This is a genomic window from Dorea sp. 210702-DFI.3.17, assembly GCF_020560825.1.
GTDB lineage: Bacteria > Bacillota > Clostridia > Lachnospirales > Lachnospiraceae > Dorea > Dorea formicigenerans.
Map to the genome: position 1 here is coordinate 1 of NZ_JAJCNB010000033.1, position 19,978 is coordinate 19,978.

23 protein-coding genes and 3 pseudogenes are annotated in these 19,978 nt (G+C 39.6%); 19 read left to right on the plus strand and 7 right to left on the minus strand.

The window, feature by feature from the left end; translation table 11 throughout:
• The 5 genes and pseudogenes from LI149_RS12460 to LI149_RS12480 form a co-directional block, all read right to left on the minus strand.
• Positions 1-907 (minus strand): toprim domain-containing protein (locus tag LI149_RS12460; RefSeq protein ID WP_227143426.1); only part of this gene is annotated, 907 nt, incomplete at its 3' end.
• Positions 904-2,445: a HAMP domain-containing protein gene (locus LI149_RS12465; RefSeq protein ID WP_227143427.1), complete on the minus strand. Its 1,542-nt coding sequence runs from the start codon at positions 2,443-2,445 to the stop codon at positions 904-906. The genes LI149_RS12465 and LI149_RS12460, both read right to left, overlap by 4 nt.
• Complete coding sequence (locus tag LI149_RS12470) at positions 2,433-3,107, minus strand: response regulator transcription factor (RefSeq protein WP_044944580.1); 675 nt, start codon at positions 3,105-3,107, stop codon at positions 2,433-2,435. The genes LI149_RS12465 and LI149_RS12470 overlap by 13 nt, the downstream gene beginning before the upstream one ends.
• 136 nt (positions 3,108-3,243) lie before the next feature.
• Positions 3,244-3,324, minus strand: a pseudogene (locus LI149_RS12475) (toxin-antitoxin system protein); the annotation flags it as partial.
• Positions 3,325-3,617: 293 nt separating this feature from the next.
• Positions 3,618-4,220 (minus strand): alpha/beta hydrolase, encoded by a 603-nt coding sequence (locus tag LI149_RS12480; protein ID WP_118365101.1) that lies wholly within the window; start codon positions 4,218-4,220, stop codon positions 3,618-3,620.
• A 160-nt stretch (positions 4,221-4,380) separates the two neighbouring features.
• Between LI149_RS12480 and LI149_RS12485 the strand changes: the two genes are divergently transcribed.
• The 7 genes and pseudogenes from LI149_RS12485 (at position 4,381) to LI149_RS12510 (ending at position 9,853) form a co-directional block, all read left to right on the plus strand.
• A complete protein-coding gene (locus LI149_RS12485; protein ID WP_227143428.1) occupies positions 4,381-5,268 on the plus strand; it encodes a zinc-ribbon domain-containing protein in 888 nt (295 codons plus the stop codon).
• Positions 5,265-5,627, plus strand: a complete 363-nt coding sequence (locus LI149_RS12490) for a hypothetical protein (protein ID WP_015512775.1) — start codon at positions 5,265-5,267, stop codon at positions 5,625-5,627. Before LI149_RS12485 ends, LI149_RS12490 begins: the two co-directional genes overlap by 4 nt.
• A gap of 73 nt (positions 5,628-5,700) precedes the next feature.
• Positions 5,701-6,537 (plus strand): hypothetical protein, encoded by an 837-nt coding sequence (locus LI149_RS12495; RefSeq protein WP_023920512.1) that lies wholly within the window; start codon positions 5,701-5,703, stop codon positions 6,535-6,537.
• Between the two features lie 135 nt (positions 6,538-6,672).
• The gene (locus LI149_RS12500) at positions 6,673-7,038 is read left to right on the plus strand and encodes a PrgI family protein (RefSeq protein ID WP_023920514.1); all 366 of its coding nucleotides are present in this window, start codon (positions 6,673-6,675) and stop codon (positions 7,036-7,038) included.
• Positions 7,031-7,762 (plus strand): annotated as a pseudogene (locus LI149_RS12505) (VirB4-like conjugal transfer ATPase); the annotation flags it as partial. The gene LI149_RS12500 and the pseudogene LI149_RS12505, both read left to right, overlap by 8 nt.
• Positions 7,757-8,110 (plus strand): annotated as a pseudogene (locus tag LI149_RS15645) (class B sortase); the annotation flags it as partial. The pseudogenes LI149_RS12505 and LI149_RS15645, both read left to right, overlap by 6 nt.
• Before the next feature lie 39 nt (positions 8,111-8,149).
• A complete protein-coding gene (locus LI149_RS12510; protein ID WP_023920522.1) occupies positions 8,150-9,853 on the plus strand; it encodes a lysozyme family protein in 1,704 nt (567 codons plus the stop codon).
• A 64-nt stretch (positions 9,854-9,917) separates the two neighbouring features.
• Here LI149_RS12510 and LI149_RS12515 read toward each other — a convergent pair whose 3' ends face one another.
• The gene (locus LI149_RS12515) at positions 9,918-10,370 is read right to left on the minus strand and encodes a hypothetical protein (RefSeq protein WP_008118497.1); all 453 of its coding nucleotides are present in this window, start codon (positions 10,368-10,370) and stop codon (positions 9,918-9,920) included.
• Between the two features lie 226 nt (positions 10,371-10,596).
• Here LI149_RS12515 and LI149_RS12520 point away from each other — a divergent pair, with 226 nt between their 5' ends.
• The 12 genes from LI149_RS12520 (at position 10,597) to LI149_RS12575 (ending at position 18,647) form a co-directional block, all read left to right on the plus strand.
• A complete protein-coding gene (locus tag LI149_RS12520) occupies positions 10,597-10,932 on the plus strand; it encodes a helix-turn-helix domain-containing protein (protein ID WP_002594686.1) in 336 nt (111 codons plus the stop codon).
• 154 nt (positions 10,933-11,086) lie between these two features.
• Positions 11,087-11,302 (plus strand): hypothetical protein, encoded by a 216-nt coding sequence (locus LI149_RS12525; protein ID WP_023920524.1) that lies wholly within the window; start codon positions 11,087-11,089, stop codon positions 11,300-11,302.
• 186 nt (positions 11,303-11,488) lie between these two features.
• Positions 11,489-11,698, plus strand: coding sequence for a helix-turn-helix transcriptional regulator (locus tag LI149_RS12530; protein WP_002587820.1), 210 nt, complete (start codon positions 11,489-11,491; stop codon positions 11,696-11,698).
• Between the two features lie 19 nt (positions 11,699-11,717).
• Positions 11,718-13,043: a class I SAM-dependent DNA methyltransferase gene (locus tag LI149_RS12535; RefSeq protein ID WP_227143430.1), complete on the plus strand. Its 1,326-nt coding sequence runs from the start codon at positions 11,718-11,720 to the stop codon at positions 13,041-13,043.
• Between the two features lie 16 nt (positions 13,044-13,059).
• Positions 13,060-13,590 carry a type I restriction enzyme endonuclease domain-containing protein gene (locus LI149_RS12540; protein ID WP_227143431.1) on the plus strand — a complete coding sequence of 177 codons (531 nt, stop codon included), beginning with the start codon at positions 13,060-13,062 and terminating at the stop codon, positions 13,588-13,590.
• Positions 13,591-14,526 (plus strand): Mrr restriction system protein, encoded by a 936-nt coding sequence (locus tag LI149_RS12545; RefSeq protein WP_015530035.1) that lies wholly within the window; start codon positions 13,591-13,593, stop codon positions 14,524-14,526.
• A gap of 53 nt (positions 14,527-14,579) precedes the next feature.
• Positions 14,580-16,106: a DNA methylase gene (locus tag LI149_RS12550; protein WP_173746323.1), complete on the plus strand. Its 1,527-nt coding sequence runs from the start codon at positions 14,580-14,582 to the stop codon at positions 16,104-16,106.
• A gap of 26 nt (positions 16,107-16,132) precedes the next feature.
• A complete protein-coding gene (locus LI149_RS12555; protein ID WP_015530037.1) occupies positions 16,133-16,603 on the plus strand; it encodes a hypothetical protein in 471 nt (156 codons plus the stop codon).
• A 69-nt stretch (positions 16,604-16,672) separates the two neighbouring features.
• Positions 16,673-17,092 (plus strand): nuclear transport factor 2 family protein, encoded by a 420-nt coding sequence (locus LI149_RS12560; RefSeq protein ID WP_003864537.1) that lies wholly within the window; start codon positions 16,673-16,675, stop codon positions 17,090-17,092.
• 131 nt (positions 17,093-17,223) lie between these two features.
• On the plus strand, positions 17,224-17,445 hold the full coding sequence (locus LI149_RS12565; RefSeq protein WP_227143432.1) for a peptidase M50: 222 nt from the start codon (positions 17,224-17,226) through the stop codon (positions 17,443-17,445).
• A 56-nt stretch (positions 17,446-17,501) separates the two neighbouring features.
• Entirely contained in the window at positions 17,502-18,113 is a 612-nt protein-coding gene (locus LI149_RS12570; RefSeq protein WP_118521771.1) for a class I SAM-dependent methyltransferase, read from the plus strand.
• A 297-nt stretch (positions 18,114-18,410) separates the two neighbouring features.
• Positions 18,411-18,647 carry a DUF6061 family protein gene (locus LI149_RS12575; RefSeq protein ID WP_008373065.1) on the plus strand — a complete coding sequence of 79 codons (237 nt, stop codon included), beginning with the start codon at positions 18,411-18,413 and terminating at the stop codon, positions 18,645-18,647.
• Between the two features lie 182 nt (positions 18,648-18,829).
• Here LI149_RS12575 and LI149_RS12580 read toward each other — a convergent pair whose 3' ends face one another.
• The gene (locus LI149_RS12580; protein WP_015541486.1) at positions 18,830-19,978 is read right to left on the minus strand and encodes an FtsX-like permease family protein; all 1,149 of its coding nucleotides are present in this window, start codon (positions 19,976-19,978) and stop codon (positions 18,830-18,832) included.

The window sequence follows — 19,978 nt, forward strand, 5'->3', positions numbered from 1 at the left end:
GGGCGGTGGGCAGCTCTCGCAGCGTGATTGTCTCGGCTATGAATTTGCGGCTGGGTATGTCCCCTTGCTGACGGAGAACATCGTTCCAGTCTTTCCTTGCCGGAACAAGGCGAATGACGGCGATCTCGCCGGGAATGGACTGTACCAGTCGGGTGCAGGCTTCACTTCCTGCGGTGTCGCTGTCAAGGCAGAGGAACACTTTTCGGGTGTCCTTGCGTTCAGAAAGAAAACGGTCAAGGGCTTTGCCCGAAACGCCGCCCAGGGCAAGATAGCTCCTTGTCTGCCAGTCCTGCGGATAAAGGCAGATGAACGATAACAGGTCAATCGGCGCTTCAAAGACAAAGAGCTGGTTGCCGTTGCCCTCATAGCGGAACGGATAGGACTTGTCAGACCCGGCAATGTCCTGTCTGAATGGGTCTGCCGTTCCTCGCACATGGGCGTATCTCGGCGTACCGCTTCGGTCTCTGCCAACAAACACAACATTGTGCCGCTTTGCGTCCTCGTAAATATCCCCGGAAAGAAGAAAAGCCTCAACAAGCGTTTTGTTGAGACCTCGGCTTTCTGTGAGATATTGGATTGCTCTGTCGGCTGTTCTGTTGTGCAGGGGCAAGTGAAACGCTGTGGGCGGTGCTGTGCTGGCTTCGCTCTGTCCCTCGCCGCTTTCGCCGGTTAAGAGCTGGACAGCTTCGGGAAAGGACTTTCCGTAAAACTCCATGACAAAATCAATGGGATAGCCGCCCTTACTCTGGCTGTGGCGAAACCACTTGTTTCCCCGGACGGTCAAGCTGTCATGTTCTTTCCAGCGGTATTCCCGTCCGCTTTTGATTAGTGTCTCTCCCTGTGTACGGAGAAAATCTTCCAGACTGACGGCATTTGCCCGGTCAATCTGTGCTTGGGTGTAATTCATCGGGATAGTTCCTCCTTTTTCTGTCGTGTTTGGGGTCGATTTTGGAGCATTTGTTCCTCTGTACGCTCGTTAAATCGGGCGGCAGTATCTACGCATGACTTGACCTTCCAAAGACGGTGTAAATCGTCTCTGACGGTCTTGAACTCGCCGTAGGTGGTTTCGTGCGCCTGTTCCAACTCGTCATACTCTTCGGTCAGCTTTTTCATATCCACCTTGACGTCCGGGAACTCCTCGGTCAGCTTGCGTCTGGCGGCGTAGAACATTTTCAGCTCGTCGGCGTGTTCCGCCTTGTACTTGGCTCTGGGCTTCTCAAACTTGATTTTCTGCAAGCCGTCATAGACAGGCTTCAAGCTCTGGAAAGCAGCGGAGCTGTCATAGAGCTGCTTAATTGCTTTCATTCGGGCGGTCTGTTCGTCCAGCGTTTTCTTCAAGCTCTCTGTGGCAGCACTGTGTTCGCTGACACGGTGTTCCAAATCTTCAAGGGAGTAAATGCCGTTTGCCCGGAGATAATTGAAAGTCTCGTTCATCTCCTTTAGATTGCTGACCTTGCCTTTCTGCGAATACGCCCCGGCTCTGCGCTGGGTGTAATAGGCGTTCAGCAGAGAAACAAGGTCGGGGGCCTGCGGCTTGGCAAGCTCTGCTTTTGCTTCGGCAATCCAATCGAACAGGAGAGCGATTTTCTTCTTGATGTCACGGATAACGGCATTGGTGGCTTTGATCCAGCGGTTGAACTCGCCTTTCTCGGTGCGTATGCCTTTCTTCTCCATTGCCCGGACGGTTGCGCCCTCGGGAATAAAGGAAAGCAGCATAGTAGCATGACCCTTTAGTAAAGTCAAAGGAGTGCGTAAGTCATGCGAAAAAGCAGCATTTAGACGGCGCTGTTCAGCAAATTGTCGAAACATAGTTTCATTATTTTTCGACAAACAGTCTTTCATTTTTTCAAAGGCATGACAAAGTTTCCCCATTTCATCATTTAATGGATATGATAACGTAAAATCTAAGTCATTTGCTTCAATTTTATGATACGCATTAGTTAATAGCTTAATAGGTTTCGATAATTTTTTTTTATAAAAAAATGTTACACAACATATCATACTAATAGATAATACGATAGGAATAATTGCAATATTTAATGAACCTAAAGCACTGTCAATAAGCCTATCCCGGTTTGTAAAATTAGGTAAAACTTCGATATATGAAACATGGTTCGGATAGACATATTCGTGTACTGGGCGTTCTTTTTGATAATCAACATTGAACTTGCATATCTCGTTTCCTTTCGTGTCAAATATTGTGTATTTTGTTTGGTCATTACTATAAGTGGCGGTAAATGAGCCATTTTCCGGTATATCATACCTCGTTGACAGATTTTCATACTTATAGTTTAAATTTATTCTGTATCTGTCAACCATTGAAATTAAAAGTATACAAATAATTATTCCAATCAACAACGAAAACAAAGCATAAAGAACAAAGGTCATTCTAATACTCATGCTATTTAACCGATTGAACAATCTGCTTCTCTTTAATTTTTCCATCTATATCCGCACCCCCAAACAGTTTCAATGTAAGGTCTATCGCCTAAAGATAAAAATTTCGCCCTAATACGTCTGATATGTTCTGTAACAACTGTATTATCACCAATGCCGTCTAATCCCCAAACTTTTTCATAAATAGTTTCCCGGTCAAAAACAATTCCTTTGTTTTGCGAAAGGAAAGATATTATATCAAATTCCTTTTTGGTAAAAGCCATATCCTTATTATGATAAAACACAATACGTGAGGAATAATCTATAACCATATCTTCATCAAATTGCACCTTTGAAGATATATTGTGTCTTTTTTCTCTGCGAAGATGTGCTGCAATGCGAGCTTCTAATTCATCAACAGAAAATGGTTTTATTACATAGTCGTCTGCGCCAATAGAAAATCCTTTTATTTTATCACTATCTTCAATGCGTGCTGTTAAAAAAATTATAGGGCATGAAACATAATCCCGTATCCTTTCGCAAACAGTAAATCCATCTATATCTGGCATATTGACATCTAACAAAATAATGTCAGGTTTTTTTTCTACTTCTTTTAATGCAGCATTTCCTGCTGTTGCAGTATATACCGTATATCCAAGTTTGCTGAAATAGCAATACAGCATTGATACAATTTCTTTTTCATCGTCTACAATTAAAATACTCTGCGCCATAAATATGCCTCCATTGTGAATATCTGATTTAAGATTATCAAACAAAAATCTATTTCTAATCAATTTCTTTAATTTTCGATGTCATTAGTTATTATATATGGCAATATGAGTTGTAGCAACCTTACTCTACATGTTTTATGCGAAGCATATATCCGGCACTTGTGTAAACATCAATACTATCGTGGTTTATGTTGTATTCTGCATAAATTGTTCTCATTGTATCTTATCTCCATTTTTTAATAATCATTTACAGAGTTAAATATCGAAAACATTTCATTCAGTTCACCATGTCGTTATTGTTATATGTTATACTATGTACGAATTTTTCTTTCCCTTAATTTTTCCCATATTAAGGTTCATGAAAACCAATGAGAGAATATAATACAAGGGAAAGAGTAAGGGAAAGTTCACTTGCTACAAACTTAGTATTTTCAAGGGTTTGTGAGGAATTTGATAATCAAATATAACAGTTATTAAATTTCCTAAAATAAGTGAAATATCAACTTGAATTTATTTGGAAGATTTTATTATCCATTCATCAAGAAATTTCATTTGTTCATCCGTATGAAACCAATGCTCTCCATTTTTCATAATAGAAAGTGTTGAATTAGTCCTCTGTACAAATTCAAATATCGTTCCATAAGCGGTAAGATTATCTTTTTCACCATACAAAATGTGCGTTGGGATTTCCCATATAATAGGATTTTCTCTTGCATAGCAAAGATAATCCCATGAAAGAGTCTCTCCAAAGGTTGTCTGAATTTCTTTTTTCTCTTTGAGTTCATCCTCTGTAACATTTGCCCAAATCATCATATCAGCAATAAGCCTTTCCATATCTACAACGGGCGAAATAAAATATGCTTTCTCTATTTGCTGATTTGATAAGGCATTGATAGCAAAATACGCTCCAATGCTATTGGCAATTACTTCAACAGTCTTGTAGTTTCTATAAATTGAATTAAAAAGTAATGGAAATTCTTCTTTTGCTTCCCATGGAAACTGTGCAGTATAGTCGAGACCAATCACATCACAATTACTAAAGAACGGTTTGTAATGAATAGCTTCTTCAGCATTACCACCTTTTCCATGTATATAAATAACTGCTTTATCCACAATAGTTTATCCTCCACAAATTCAAGTTTGTCAATTTGCCCTTTGAGAGAGGAGAAATCCTTTTCTCAAAGGGCTTTTTCTATTTATACGGATATTCGCAAACTACAAGATAAAGCTAAAACTTCATATACTCTAAGCACAAGGAGGTTGAGGTTTGGCTATGAATAACAGTTTAGCAGAAGTACGCCCGGAACTTGTTCCTGAGTGGTCAGAGAAGAACTTACCGCTTAAACCTGATGAGATTACTTTCGGTTCAAATAAAAAAGTATGGTGGAGAGGTGCTTGCGGTCATGAATGGCAGACAAGCGTTAAGGCTCGTTCCAATGGAGAGAAATGCCCGATATGTTCCGGTGCAAGAGTGATTGCAGGGATTAACGATTTGGCAACATTAGAGCCGCTACTGGAAAAGCAGTGGTCGGAAAAGAATAAGATAAAACCGACAGAAGTTTCTATTGGTTCTCATAAGAAAGTGATTTGGAGATGTGAAAAAGGACACGAGTGGGAAGCTGCTGTTAAGAGCAGGACAATAAATAAAACAGGTTGCCCATATTGTTCCCATAATAAAGTGTTGGCAGGATTTAATGACCTTGCAACGCTTTTGCCGGATATAGCTGCCGAGTGGTCGGACAGAAATTATCCGTTACTTCCGACTCAGGTTACGGTCTTTGCCAATCGTAAGGCTTGGTGGAAGTGTAAGGATTGCGGCAGAGAGTGGAACACCCTTATTTCTACTCGTTCCGGTGGCAGTAAATGCCCGTATTGCAGTGGGTACATATTCCTGAAAGGGTTTAACGATTTGCAGACAACACACCCTGAAATTGCTTCGGAGTGGTCGGAGAAGAACTTGCCATTGAAGCCTGATGAAGTAAATGCAAAGTCGAGGAAAAATGTCTGGTGGAGATGCAGTAAATGCGGTAACGAGTGGAAATCTGTTATCAATGCCCGTGTGAAAGGTACGGTATGCCCCGTTTGTGCAGAGAGAGGAGGAGATGGAAGCTCTGTTCATAAACAATCAAACAAATTAAATTTTGGAGGTATTCAACTATGACTATTTTTAAGAAAAAAGCAACTGACATTCAGGAAACAAAGAAACTGCCTATGACCGGAAAGGTTAAGAAAGGCTTCCGTGCTTACTGCACAATGGTCATTGTCGGTGCGTTGGCACTTGGAATGACAACGACTGCATTTGCAGCGAATGACCCGCTTACCGTAGTCAATAATCTGTCCGATTTTATCTTCGGACTTATCCGTGCCATCGGTATGATTTTGCTTGGCTTTGGTATCGTGCAGGTCGGTCTTTCACTCAAATCTCACGACCCTTCTCAGAGAGCCAATGGCTTCCTGACTCTTGCGGGTGGTGTCATTATCACTTTTGCGAAAGAAATCCTTACTCTTATCACAGGCTAAGATAAGAGTTACACAGTTATCGAGGGGTGTGCCAAGTTAAGGTACACCCCTTAATTGTAAGGAGGTGCTTTGAATGAGTGATAACTGGGTAGTTCAAAATCTTGAAAATGCCCTTGAAACTTGGAATGAGAAACTGTCAGAAATATGGACGCTCATCACAACTACACCGCAGAACTTTAAGGGCGGGAATATCTGGAAGGTTATCGTTGACATCAACGGTGCGGTTCAGGCTATCGGGCTTGCCTTGCTTGTATTGTTTTTCGTGATAGGTATGGTAAAGACCTGCGGAAGTTTTACAGATGTGAAGAAACCGGAACACGCTCTGAAACTCTTTGTTCGTTTTGCACTGGCGAAAGGTGTTATCACATACGGAATGGAGCTTATGCTTGCATTATTTAATATCGTGCAAGGTACGATTTCAACCATTATAAATGCTGCCGGATTTGGAACTCCGGAACAGACGACTTTGCCCGCAGAGATGGTAACGACCATAGAGGATTGCGGATTTTTCGAGAGTATCCCTTTGTGGGCGGTAACGCTTATTGGAGGATTATTTATCACGGTGCTGTCGTTTATTCTGATAATGACAGTGTATGGACGATTTTTCAAGTTGTATATGTACACAGCACTTGCACCGATACCGCTTTCCACATTTGCAGGAGAACCGACACAGAATGTCGGCAAGAGTTTTATCAAGAGCTATTGTGCAGTTCTGCTTGAAGGGGCAGTCATTGTACTTGCTTGTATTATTTTCTCCGTATTTGCTTCATCGCCGCCAGTAGTGAATCCTGACGCAGCAGCAGTTACGCAAGTGTGGGCATATATTGGGGAACTGGTATTTAATATGCTTGTTCTTGTCGGTGCAGTGAAAATGTCTGACCGTATTATCCGAGAGATGATGGGACTTTAAGGAGAGATTTTGAGATGAACCAAAGAGATTGTAAGAAATGCGTTTACTATGGCGGTAAACGAAAAGGCAAAGTCTTTTGCCTGAATGATAAATGCGTGAGGGAGAAAGACCGAAACCGCAGGAAAGGAAACAGATATGGAAGTAAAAATTAACCGAGAAATCAGAAATTATACAGAGTCAATGTTTTTTGGACTGTCGCTCAGACAGTTCATTTTTTCTGTTCTCGCTTGTGGCGTTGCGGTAGGACTGTATTTCTTGCTCAGACCGTATGTTGGCACGGAAACCGTATCGTGGGTGTGCATTTTGGGTGCTGCACCGTTTGCGGCACTGGGCTTTGTGAAGTACAACGGTATGACCGCAGAGAAAGCAATCTATGCGTGGATAAAATCGGAGTTTTTAATGCCGAAGAAGCTGGTATTTCACTCCACCAATGTTTATTACGAACTGATGAAGCCAAGCATTGAACAGAAGCAGAAGGAGGTATTGAAGTCAAATGATTAAGACTCTTACAAATTTGTTTAAGCAGGATAAAGAAAAATTTGTTGTACCGAAAGGGGTGCAGGACGTGATTCCCGTGGCAGCTATCTTTGATGATGGCATTTTCAAAGTGGGAAAGGATAAATATTCAAAGACCTACCGCTTTACGGATATTAACTATGCAGTGGCGAGCCGTGAGGATAAGGAAGCGATGTTCCTTGAATATTCCGAACTTCTGAACTCTCTTGACAGTGGTGCAACGACAAAAATCACAATCAATAATCGTCGGCTCAACAGACTGGATTTTGAGCAGACAATCCTTATTCCGACAACCGGAGATAATCTGGACGAGTATCGAGAGGAATATAACAAAATGCTTCTTGATAAGGCAACGGGTGCAAACTCCATTGTTCAGGATAAGTATATTACCATTTCCATCAATAAAAAGAGCGTGGAGGACGCAAGAACATATTTTGCCCGTGTCGGTGCAGATTTGATTGCTCACTTCGGCAGGCTTGGAAGTAAGTGTGTGGAACTGGAAACAGACGAAAGACTTCGTATTTTCCACGACTTCTATCGTGTGGGAGACGAAAGTTCTTTTCACTTTGATATTAAGGAAACAAGAAAAAAGGGACACGATTTTAAGGATTATATCTGCCCCGACACAATGGAATTTGAAAAGGACTATTTCAAGATGGGAAACCGTTATGGAAGAGTCCTTTTTCTTCGTGAATATGCGTCCTATATGAATGACGGCTCGATGTTTACGGGACTGATGAAGTACAGAAACAAGAGCTTTTGGGAAGGTCATAAGACGATTACCTTTGATACACTGACGGACAGACACCGGTATGAAGTGATTGCAGTCTTTAAGACAGTCGTTTATACAGACAGCTCCGATAGCTTTAAGTATTATGAGTTTACGGACGCAGAAAATGCGGCAGAGTTTGATGCGTATGTTGTTAAGTGCAAGGAACTTTCTTTGTATGATACCGGAGTATCGGCAGAATATGGCGACAAGCTGATTTCTCTTTCTACTTGTGAATATTCAAGAAACAATGGCAGGCTTGTTGTTGTCGCTAAGAGAGTGGATTAAACCCCACTCTCTATTATTTTTCGAGAAAGGAGGAAACCGATGGCTGATATAAAAACAAGAGATACAAGCAAAGGTACAATCAAGACCATAAATAAGGCAGCAGTTGCCACGGAGCGAATGAAGAAAGCCTATGTGATGACGAAAGATAAGGCAGAACATTCCACCAATGCTTCGGAAAATTCCGCAGAGGAATATGCTTCCGATAAAATCGAAGCGGCAACGGATAGGGCTGTTCACGAAACTGCATACCGTGCGGATAAAGTCGGCAGATGGGGTGTGCGTGAAACAAGGCAGAATTATCAGAAAGCCAAAACGGGAATTGAGAATTTCAAGACCAAGCGTGCAGAGAAACAGCTTCAGAAACAATCGGTCAATCCTGTCGGAAAACAGAGCATCCGAACTCTGGAGCGTACGGAGAAAACAATTAAACAGTCTGCAAGGTCGGCAGGAAATACGACAGTCAAGACCGTATCGAAAGGTGCAACCAATACTGTTCAAAGGTCGGTCAAGACCGCAGAACAAACGGCAAAGACTTCTATTAAGACCACCAAAGAAGCTGCCATTATAGCACAGAAAACAGCAAAAACAACAGCCAAAGCAACACAGAAAGCGGCTCAGACGGCAAAGAAAGCGGCGAAAGCCACAGCAGATACCGTTAAAGCCACAGCGAAAGCTACTGTTGCGACAGTCAAAGCGATTATTGCAGGGACAAAAGCACTTGTAGCAGCAATCGCCGCAGGCGGTTGGATAGCGGTTCTGATTATTATGATTGTCGTGCTGTTTGGTGCTGCCGTAGCAATGTTTGGAGGAGGAAGTGACAGTAATTCCTATACTCCGGTAAGTGCAGAGGTAGAAGCCTATGAACCCATCATACAGAAGTATGCCAAAGAGTACGGCATTCCTGAGTATGTGGAACTTATCAAGGCGGTTATGATGCAGGAAAGCGGTGGCAGAGGACTTGACCCTATGCAGGCAGCAGAGGGAAGTTTCAATACAAGGTATCCGCACGAACCTAATGGAATTAAAGACCCTGAATATTCTATCCAGTGTGGAGTTCAGGAATTGAAAGCGGCTCTTACTTCGGCAGAAGTGGAAAGTCCGATAGATATGGAGCATATCAAACTTGCCTTGCAAGGCTACAACTTCGGTAATGGGTATATTTCTTGGGCAAAAACAAAGTATGGCGGTTATTCTTATGCCAATGCAGTGGAGTTTTCCACTCAGCAGGCACAAAGGCTTGGTTGGGACAGTTATGGAGATACCCAATATCCGGCTCACGTTTTGAGATACTATCCGTATGGGCGAGCCTTTACTGCCGGAGGTAATCAGGCGATTGTTGAGGTTGCCTTGACACAGCTAGGCAATCAGGGCGGACAACCTTACTGGAGCTGGTACGGCTTTAATAGTCGAGTGGAATGGTGTGCCTGCTTCGTATCTTGGTGTGCTGACCAATGCGGGTATATTGAAAGCGGACTTGTTCCGAAATTTGCAGGTTGCGTGGATGGTGCAAACTGGTTTAAGTCAAATGGGAAATGGCAAGACCGCACTTATGAACCAAAGGTAGGAGATATTATCTTCTTTGATTGGGAAGGCGACGGTACAACAGACCACGTTGGTATCGTAGAGAAGTGTGAGAATGGCACAGTTTATACCGTAGAGGGCAACTCAGGCGACGCCTGCAAGCAAAGACAGTACGCAGTCGGAAGCAGCAATATCTATGGATACGGTATTCCGGCATATTAAAAATTCCAGACGGTGTCTGGAAAATTGAAAAGATGGCTGCTCAGTTGAGTAGCCATCGGGTACATTATGAGAAATCAGTTGTTTCTCTGTTATTCAGGAAAATATGGTGTGTGTGATAAGTGAAGCTAAAAAGCATATCGGCATTTTCTTTACTGCCGTCTAAAAAGGAAATATCATCGGCAAGGATAAAAAGAATTGCTAACAGCTTCTTGATATATCCAGTGTAGCAGGCATAATCTACATAGATGTTGGCGATATATCCCTCGGCAAATTCTATCAGGTCAGCGTCAATTTCAAAGCTATTGGATAGTTCGTAAACGGTTTTGATAAATTTATCCTTGTCAGCAATTCGCTCTTTACTTGGAACACTTCTGCGGTTCTTCTGTATAAATTTTAAAAAATCATCAGCTTCCGTAAAGTCAGGAGTGATTGTGTTGCCAGTTCCCAAATCTGTTTTGTAATCCTCAAATTTCTCTTTTTCAAACCGATTACTGAATATTATCTTTTGTTCGTCCATTCCTTTTTACCCCTAAGTTTATTCTATGGAGATTGTTTAACTTGGCTCTTGGGTTGTGATTTGTCTTTCGCCATTAACAATCGTGAATTACTACTTTTATAGTATAACATAAAAACAGTTTGGAATCATCACTAATAGTTGGTTTGACTTCCTTTGGGTGCGTGTGATTTGAAATCAACTTAACCTATACTATTAGTTATGGAAACACACTAAGGGAGGTGATGTGATGAAGCTCGATACAATCGGCAAGAATATAAGAAAGTTCCGACTTGCGAGGAAATTACGCCAAGAAGATTTGGCTGAGAAAACAGATTTGACAACAAATTATATTGGTATGGTTGAGCGTGGAGAGAAAATTCCGTCACTCGAAACTTTCATAAAGATAGTAAATGCTTTAGGTGTATCATCGGATATGGTTCTTACTGATGTCCTGGAAACGGGATATACAGTCAAGAACTCAATGCTTAATGAGAAGCTTGAAAAACTTGCTCCTGAAGATAGAAACAGAATTTATGAAGTTATAGATACACTTGTGAAGCAATCAAAGCAAATACTTCCATAAAACACAGAAGTTCGTCCTAATCGACGAGCTTTCTTTTTTCGGTATAAAAAATTTCTGCTATCGACAAATTTTTCGGGACTTCGACAGAGAGAATATGCTATAACAACAACTGTCAGTGATAGACACATACTAATAGACATAGGAGGAAGTAGAAGTGAACGACATTTTCAGACAAATAGCAAAAGAAAATGGAACAACCGAAAAAGCAGTAAAAGAGGAAATGAAGTTTGCCATTCGGGAAGCAATGAAAAGTGCTGAACCGGAAGCAATCGCTTTTTGGAAAGCAGTTGCACCGGACGGAAAAGAGCCGCCGATAGAAAAGGTCATAGCAATGATTGCGTTGAATGTTAATAATAGAATGTATAATTGAGGTGCTTCGGCATCTCTTTTTTATTATTCTTTAGAAGAGTTGCATTAGGTGTTTGCAAAAAGTGACACCTTAGTGTCTGAAAGGTTACATTTCTGTCTGAAATCTTGAAATGCCTGAAAATTTAATATATAATGTTAAATGGTTAACTGTAACGAAGAAGAATTATAAGATGAAGAGGTGTTACTGATGAAGATATGCTATAACAAACTTCAAAAACTTATGATTGACAATCAAATGAAAAGACAGGATTTAATGCGTGCAGCCGAAATTACATCATACGCTGCAACGAAGATAAATAAGAATGAGCCAGTATCTCTTGAAGTACTGATGAGGATATGTCAGGTGTTTCATTGTGATATTGGAGATATATGCGAAGTTATTTTAGACGAAGATTAAAACACGGAGGTAATTATAGATGGCAAGGGCTGCTAAACCAAAGAAAGAAATATCAATGGAAGAAGCACTTTGGAAAAGTGCTGATAAACTGAGAGGTTCTGTTGAGCCTGCGGAGTATAAGCACGTTGTTCTGAGTTTATTCTTCCTTAAATTTGCCAGTGACAAGTTTGAGGAATGCCGTAATAAGATTATTTCTACACACGGCGAAAAGTATGCGGATATGAAGCCGTTTTATACTCAGGAAAATGTATTCTATCTTCCTGAAGAAAGCCGTTGGAAGTACATTATTGAAAATGCAAAGCAGGACGATATTGCCCTGAAGATAGATACAGCACTTTATACGATTGAAAAGAACAACCCGGCACTGAAAGGTGCTTTGCCGGATAACTATTACTCCCGCTTACATATTGATACGGCAAAGTTGGCTTCTTTGCTTGATGAAATCAATCGTATCAACACTGATGATAAAGAGAACGACATTATAGGTCGTGTATATGAGTATTTTCTTAGTAAGTTCGCTCTTGCAGAAGGAAAAGGTAAAGGAGAGTTCTACACACCAAAGTGTATTGTAAACCTGATTGCCGAAATGCTTGAGCCTTACGATGGAATACTTTATGACCCTTGTTGCGGTTCGGGCGGTATGTTTGTGCAGTCCATCAAGTTCGTAGAAGCACACAGCGGTAATAAAAAGAAAGTGTCTATTTACGGTCAGGAATACACAAATACCACTTTCAAACTGGCAAAAATGAACTTAGCTATCCGTGGTATTTCTGCAAATCTTGGAGAAATGGCAGCCAATACATTTACCAATGACCAGCACAAAGACCTTAAAGCAGATTTCATTATGGCAAACCCGCCTTTCAATCAGAAGCAGTGGAGAGCCGAAAATGAGCTTGTAGATGACCCTCGTTGGAACGGCTATGAAGTTCCGCCGACAAGTAATGCAAACTATGGTTGGATACTGAATATTGTTTCCAAACTCTCTCAAAACGGTGTAGCAGGTTTCTTGCTTGCCAATGGTGCATTATCTGATGATGGTACAGAGTTAAAAATCAGACAGCAGCTTATAGAAAATCATTTGGTAGAAGCAATCATTATTCTTCCGAGAAACCTTTTCTATACCACAGACATCAGCGTTACCCTTTGGGTACTCAATAAGAATAAAAAGGCTCGTGTCGTGGAACAGAATGGAAAGCTAAAACGCTATCGTAATCGAGAAGATGAAATACTCTTTATGGATTTACGACAGATGGGCAGTCCTTATGAGAAGAAGTACATTGAATTGACAGAGGAAGATAGAGCCAAAGTTACAAGTGTATATCATAACTGGCAGCAGGAAGGCTAAGATAAATGCTATTCAGTTGCCGAATACGAAAATCAAGATACTTCAAAGACTTCTTTCTCAGGCGATTGACGAGTTTAAGAAAGTCAATAAGATTATGGGTGTGGAATTTGCAGACAGACTCAAGAAAGTTGTTGATGAGTATAATAACCGTCGTCGTGATGAAGCGTATGCCAACGAAGTCCTTGATGATGTTGCGGAGCAGCTTGCACAGTTGTTGTCTGAACTGAAAACAGAAAAGAACTCCTTCAAGAATATGGGTATAGATTATGAAGAAAAAGCTTTCTATGATATTTTGAAAGCAGTTTCCAAGAAGTTTGAGTTTGAATATCCGGACGATAAAATGATTGAACTATCCAAGAGGATAAAGTTGATTGTTGATGATAAGTCACGCTATACTGATTGGTCTGCCCGTGATGATATTAAGGCAAACTTGCAAGTGGATTTGATATTGCTGCTTGATGAGTTCGGCTATCCGCCAGTAACCATTGATGATGTTTACAAGGAAGTTCTTGAGCAGGCAGAGAATTTCAAGAAGTATGCACAGTAAATGAGAGGTGTAAATGTAAATATGTTTTATGACGATTTAAATACAGAAGAACAAGTATCATACCTTATTAAACCAATCCTTCAAGTCCTTCAGGAAGCAGGTGGACAGTTAGAGCGTTCTGAAATTAGAGACAGAATTAGTGAGTTAGATGAGCATATTGCTGAATTTGAACAGAAACTATATACATCTAATAAAACAGGAAATCAGTACAAAAAATTTGATTTTAAGTTTAATTTTGCTATTAAAGAGCTTAGTTATGTCGGACTCATATCTTATGTGAAATTCAATCCAAAGATTACACTTACTCAAGATGGAGCAAATGTAGATTTAACAGATTTTGATGTTAAGACAGAAGTAAGGGATAAGGCTCGAAGCTATTGGGAGGAACATTCGACTAAGAACAAATCGAAAAACAAGCCAGTAGAAACACTGGAGGTTGAAGACGAGGAGAATGAATCCACAGATGACGAATTGTTAGATGATTTCAAGGTAAAACTTCAGAGTGCAATCGCTAATATGTCTCCAGCAAAGTTTGAACAATTTTCACGAGCACTTCTTACAAAGATGGGAGTGGAGTTTACCAACAAAGGCGTTCAGGTGTCAAATGATGGTGGTATTGATGGTTATGGATATCACGTAGATGCCGATGATTTTAGAACAACCAGAGTGGTTATTCAGTGTAAAAGATTTAATTCAAATCCAGTGAGTGAGCCGGATATCAATCAATTTCTTGGGGCGATGAACAAATATCAAGCCGATTATGGAGTATTTATTACTAATAGCCGATTTACCAATAAGGCAAGAGAGGCTGCGAGAGAAGGTACGCCGATAACACTGATTGACGGAAATGATTTAATCAGACTGGTTATTAAATATGAATTGTATATAACACCAGTCACAACATATGTATTGGATGGTTTTTATACCGAGGATTGACACTAACGATAGCATAATTTACTCGAAGGAATTTTAGAAGGGAGCATAGAATGATGGCAAAGCAAAAGACCTATATCGCAATTGACCTCAAATCATTCTATGCTTCTGTGGAGTGTAAAGAGCGAAATCGTGACCCTTTGACAACAAATCTTGTGGTTGCAGATAAAAGCAGGACAGAGAAAACCATCTGCCTTGCGGTATCTCCGTCATTAAAAAGTTATGGGATACCCGGCAGACCACGCTTGTTTGAAGTCGTGCAAAAGGTAAAAGAAGCTAATAACAACCGAAGATGGAAAGCACCAAATCGTACATTTACTGGTTCATCTGATGACAGTACAGAATTAAATGCGAATCCAGCATTGGAGATTGATTATATCGTTGCACCACCTCGTATGGCATACTATCTGGAGTACAGTACCAAGATTTACAGTGTTTACTTGAAATACATTGCTCCGGAAGATATTTTCCCTTACTCGATTGATGAAGTATTTATAGATGCAACAAAGTATCTGAATACCTATCAGATGACCGCAAGGGAACTTACCATGACGATGATACAGGATGTTTTGAAAACGACTGGAATCACAGCAACAGCCGGAATCGGCACGAATATGTACTTGTGTAAGATTGCGATGGATATTGTGGCAAAGCATATTGAGCCGGATAAGGACGGTGTGCGAATAGCTGAATTGGATGAAATGTCATATCGCCGGAAATTGTGGAGTCATCGCCCGATAACCGATTTCTGGAGAGTCGGAAATGGTTATGCGAAGAAGTTAGAGGAACACGGACTTTATACAATGGGCGATATTGCAAGATGTTCTATCGGAAAGCCGAATGAACTGTATAACGAGGAATTGCTGTACAAGCTGTTCGGTATCAATGCGGAACTGCTCATAGACCACGCTTGGGGATATGAGCCTTGCACAATGGAGCAGGTCAAAGCATATAAGCCGGAAACAAACAGTGTATCTTCCGGTCAGGTGTTGCACTGTCCATATGATTACGAAAAGGCAAAGTTGATTGTAAAAGAAATGACCGACCAAATGGTGCTTGATTTGGTGGATAAAGGACTTGTAACTGACCAGCTTGTGTTGACAATCGGCTATGATATTGAGAATTTAAGTAATCCGAACCTAAAATATCAATACAAAGGCGAGGTTACGATTGACCGATATGGACGCAAAGTTCCAAAGCACGCACACGGAACAGCGAATCTTGAGAAAAAGACTTCCTCTACTCGATTGATTACCAACGCCGTGATGGACTTGTATGACAGGATAGTTGACGAGCATTTGCTTGTACGCAGAATAACAATCACAGCGAATAAACTTGTTGATGAAAAATCCGTCAAGCAGGAAGATGAATACCAGCAACTCGACCTCTTTACCGATTACGAAGCACAGAGGAAGAAGCAGGCGGAGGAAGAAGAAAAATTAGAACGAGAAAGGCGTATGCAAGAAGCAATGCTGAGTATCAAAAAGAAGTTTGGCAAGAATGCTGTGTTGAAGGGAATGAACCTTGAAGAAGGTGCAACCGCCAAAGACCGAAACGAGCAAATCGGCGGTCATAAGGCTTAAACAAACTGAAATTTGAGGAATAAAATATGGGCATATTAGAAATAGTTTTTAATTCAAGAAAATTTGATTTGAATGATGATGTTCTGATGGGATTTGATAATTACTTTGATAAAAAAAGTAAGGATTATAATAGCTTTTGTTTAGACGAAGAAGATATTAATCCTTTACAAAACTTTGTAGCACAGATTAAGTCTGCTGACTCAGATAGTGTAATTTATGTATCTACTTATGGCTATGAAATCACAAATAGTAAAGGAGAAAAATCAACATACGCCGATGCTCTTTGGATTGACACAGTTTTACCTATTTCCCAAATAGAGAGATATATTGAAAAAAGTGGTGTTGCTGAACCAAGTAATATTTCTTTTGTTGGAGATAGTGATGAATGTGGAAACTATAAAGTATGGATTATAGCTCAGGAAGAGAATAATCCTCATATTATAGAGTTGACTGACCGCAAGAAGATAGACCATATGATAATATTATATTGGGATTGATAAGTTATAAAATTCCCATTTATTGGGAAGTCGCTGAGAACGAAAAATCGAAAGTTATGGAGGTACTTTATGAACGAGAGAGAAAAAATTATCCGATTATGGTTTGATATGTGGATTAAGAAAGCAGATTTAGGAATTGACAATATTTTTACAGATGATGTTGTATATACTGAGAGTTGGAGTCCTAAATATGAAAACCGCAAAACGGTAAAGCACTGGTTTGACGAATGGAATACACGCGGAAGTGTTCTTGTCTGGGAGATTAAGCAATTTTTTCATCAAGGAAATCAAACAATCGTGGAGTGGTATTTTAAAAGCAAAATGAATAATGGAAATGTTGAAGAATTTGACGGAATATCTTTAATTGTATGGACACAGGATAACAAAATAAAATCATTAAAAGAGTTTGGTTGCAATCTTCATAATTACAATCCATATCGAGATAGTGATATTCCCGTATTTCGAGAAGAAAAAGCAAATTGGTTTTGAGAGGACTATAAATTCAAGTTTACAGAACTGAATCAAAAGAGCTCGAAGGAGCTCTTTTTCCTTTTTTATAATAGTATCATTATGGTATAATAGAGACATTAAAATCGGTATTTAACGAGGAGGTAATGATTATGAGTAGAAATATAAAAGGTGGTTTTTTAACATTAAGTGGTGTTGTTGGTATTGTAGGAATGATAATAGCGGCAATGCAAAATCCAGCAACTGCATGGGTAACGCCACCTGGAAGAATGATTGTAAGTATTTTAGAAAATGGATTATTGATTCCTACGGTTTTATTCCTTGTTCTTTTTATTTATGGATTGTATATTCTCCTAACGGAGAAAAAAGATTGAGCAATACCGGTTTGTCGAATTAAGAAAACCGGTATTTGTGGAGGAGGAATTCTGTAATGAGATTTTTTGAAAATACCCGTAAGCCACAAGGCTTCGGCGGAAAGTTGATGACGAAGATGATGAACAGCGGTCACGCCAAATTATCGCAATGGGGATTCTCAAATATCTCCGCGAAGTCTGATGCTGAAGTTCTGGACGTCGGCTGTGGCGGCGGAGCAAATATTGCGGTCTGGCTTGATAGATGTAGAAATGGCCACGTGACAGGAATGGATTATTCTGAGGTTAGTGTGGCGGAATCTCAAAAATTGAACGCCCTCGCCATTAAACAAGGGAAATGTAATGTAGTTCAAGGAGATGTATCTGCTATACCCTTTTCTGATGCGACTTTTGATTATGTTTCTGCCTTCGAAACAGTTTACTTTTGGCCAGGATTAGTAAAATGCTTTTCCGAGGTCAACCGTGTGCTGAAAAGCGAAGGTATATTCCTGATTTGTAACGAGAGTGACGGAACGAATGCCACAGATGAAAAATGGACAAAGATGATCAATGGTATGAAGATTTACACATCTAAACAACTTGTTGCCGCTTTGAAAGAAGCGGGTTTTACAGAGATCAAAACGTATTCAAATGCAAAAAATCATTGGATAAGTATTGTTGCAACGAAATAGCCAAATTTGAATTGAGATTTCATGTATTCCAAGGAATTTAATAATTGTTATATTTTATTATCAAATATCTCTCAAGCCCTTGAAAACACTAAGTTTATCGCAGGTGAGCTTTCCCTTATTGTTTCCCTTGTATTATATTGTCCCACCAGTGTTTACGAACTCTGATAAGGGCAAATACAAGGGCAAGAAAATCCTATAAAACAGTATAACACAAAATTAAAACGACATGGTGAACTGATTGAAATGCTTCTATTTTTTTAACAAATGATTGATTGAACGATAAGGAGATTTGATACGATGAGAACGATATTTGCAGAATACAATCCACACAGAAACAGCATTGATGTATATACCAGTGCTGGCTATATGCTCCGCATTGACTGCTGGGAAGCAGAAAAGAATTTAAAAACAACACCTGGATCAGATTGTGCGTTAAATGCACTTGCTATTGATGAACCACTTGAATATGCAAGATTGTATCTTGATGGAACGATGCAAATGTGGGTAGATGCGGAAGATTCCTTAGAAATTTAATTCAAAGATAAATAAGGGACAAATAACCCTTTTAGATTTATTTGTCCCTATTATTCTATATTTTTTCACTTCTGACAATGCAGATGAAACTTTTAAATTTGGTATTTTCCAGTATCATTGTTCAGTTTTTATTGCACCAGACAGGGCATTGTATCCATTTTGTTTGTATGTATTTTCCCCTGTTACTCAATCATAATTTCCTTGATAGAAATCTTCTTAATTTTTTCAGAATATATATACATCATAATTTCATAAATCGTGATAAAACAAGCAAGAGAAATAAGCATAGTAGGAAAGTCAAATTTATACGTAGGTACACCCTCGACATCCTTAAATACAATATCCACCATAAGCCGAAGCAATCCATACTGATATACTGTTCCGATTATAAAACCAATATAGGACAGCGGTCTGTATCCTCCTAAAATTGCCCTGCAACATTCTTTCTGTGAATAGCCGAATACTCTCATCATAGCAATAGTTTTTGTATTTCCGTTTATTACTGTAGTTATAGCAAGAAACAGAGTTGTAAACGCTAATACAAGTCCGATGACCAACATCATCACACCCATCATTTCACTTGATAAATCTTTCATACTAAACGACATTTGTGTCATAGCTGAAAAGCAAAACGAAGCAAAAATAATGAAGAATACAAGTGCCTTTTTAGATTTCAAGGTATTCCTTTTCAAATACTCTACAAACGACAATTCACTGCTTTTTTCGATTCTATGATTTGGTGTTTTAGAAGCAGTTTGCATATTATCTTTCAAAAGCAGCAACACAGGTTTTTTGAATTTGTACCAGGCATAATAAACTGAAAGTGCCGAAAAACACACAGTCGGCAATACCACAAAATAAAATAAAATGCTTGGATGAAAATTGATAGTTATCTCAGGAAGCATTTTATCTTCATTTTGTAGAGCGTAAAACCACGGCATTATAAGAAATGCTCCTGCATATCCGGTTACAGTTCCAATAAATATACTAATTCCGAATACCCAAAAGCTTTTTGCAATTTTGATATTTGAATATCCCAACGCCTTTAATATCCCAAGTTCCTTCTTATGCGTGTCAATATAATGCTTAATATAAAACAACAACATAACAATCGCAGTTAAAAGCAAGCATCCGCCACTTACAAGGCAAACGACTTTTGCGGTAGAAACCTGAGCATTATAAAAAAACATTGATAATTCAGATGTAATTTCACTCTCAATTAATCGAATATCAAAATAAAAGTTCAGAAACATTGTACAAACAAGAACAGCACAACAGGCTATAATGGAAATACCGATGAGTTTTGAAACATTTTTTATTCCAACGAGCAT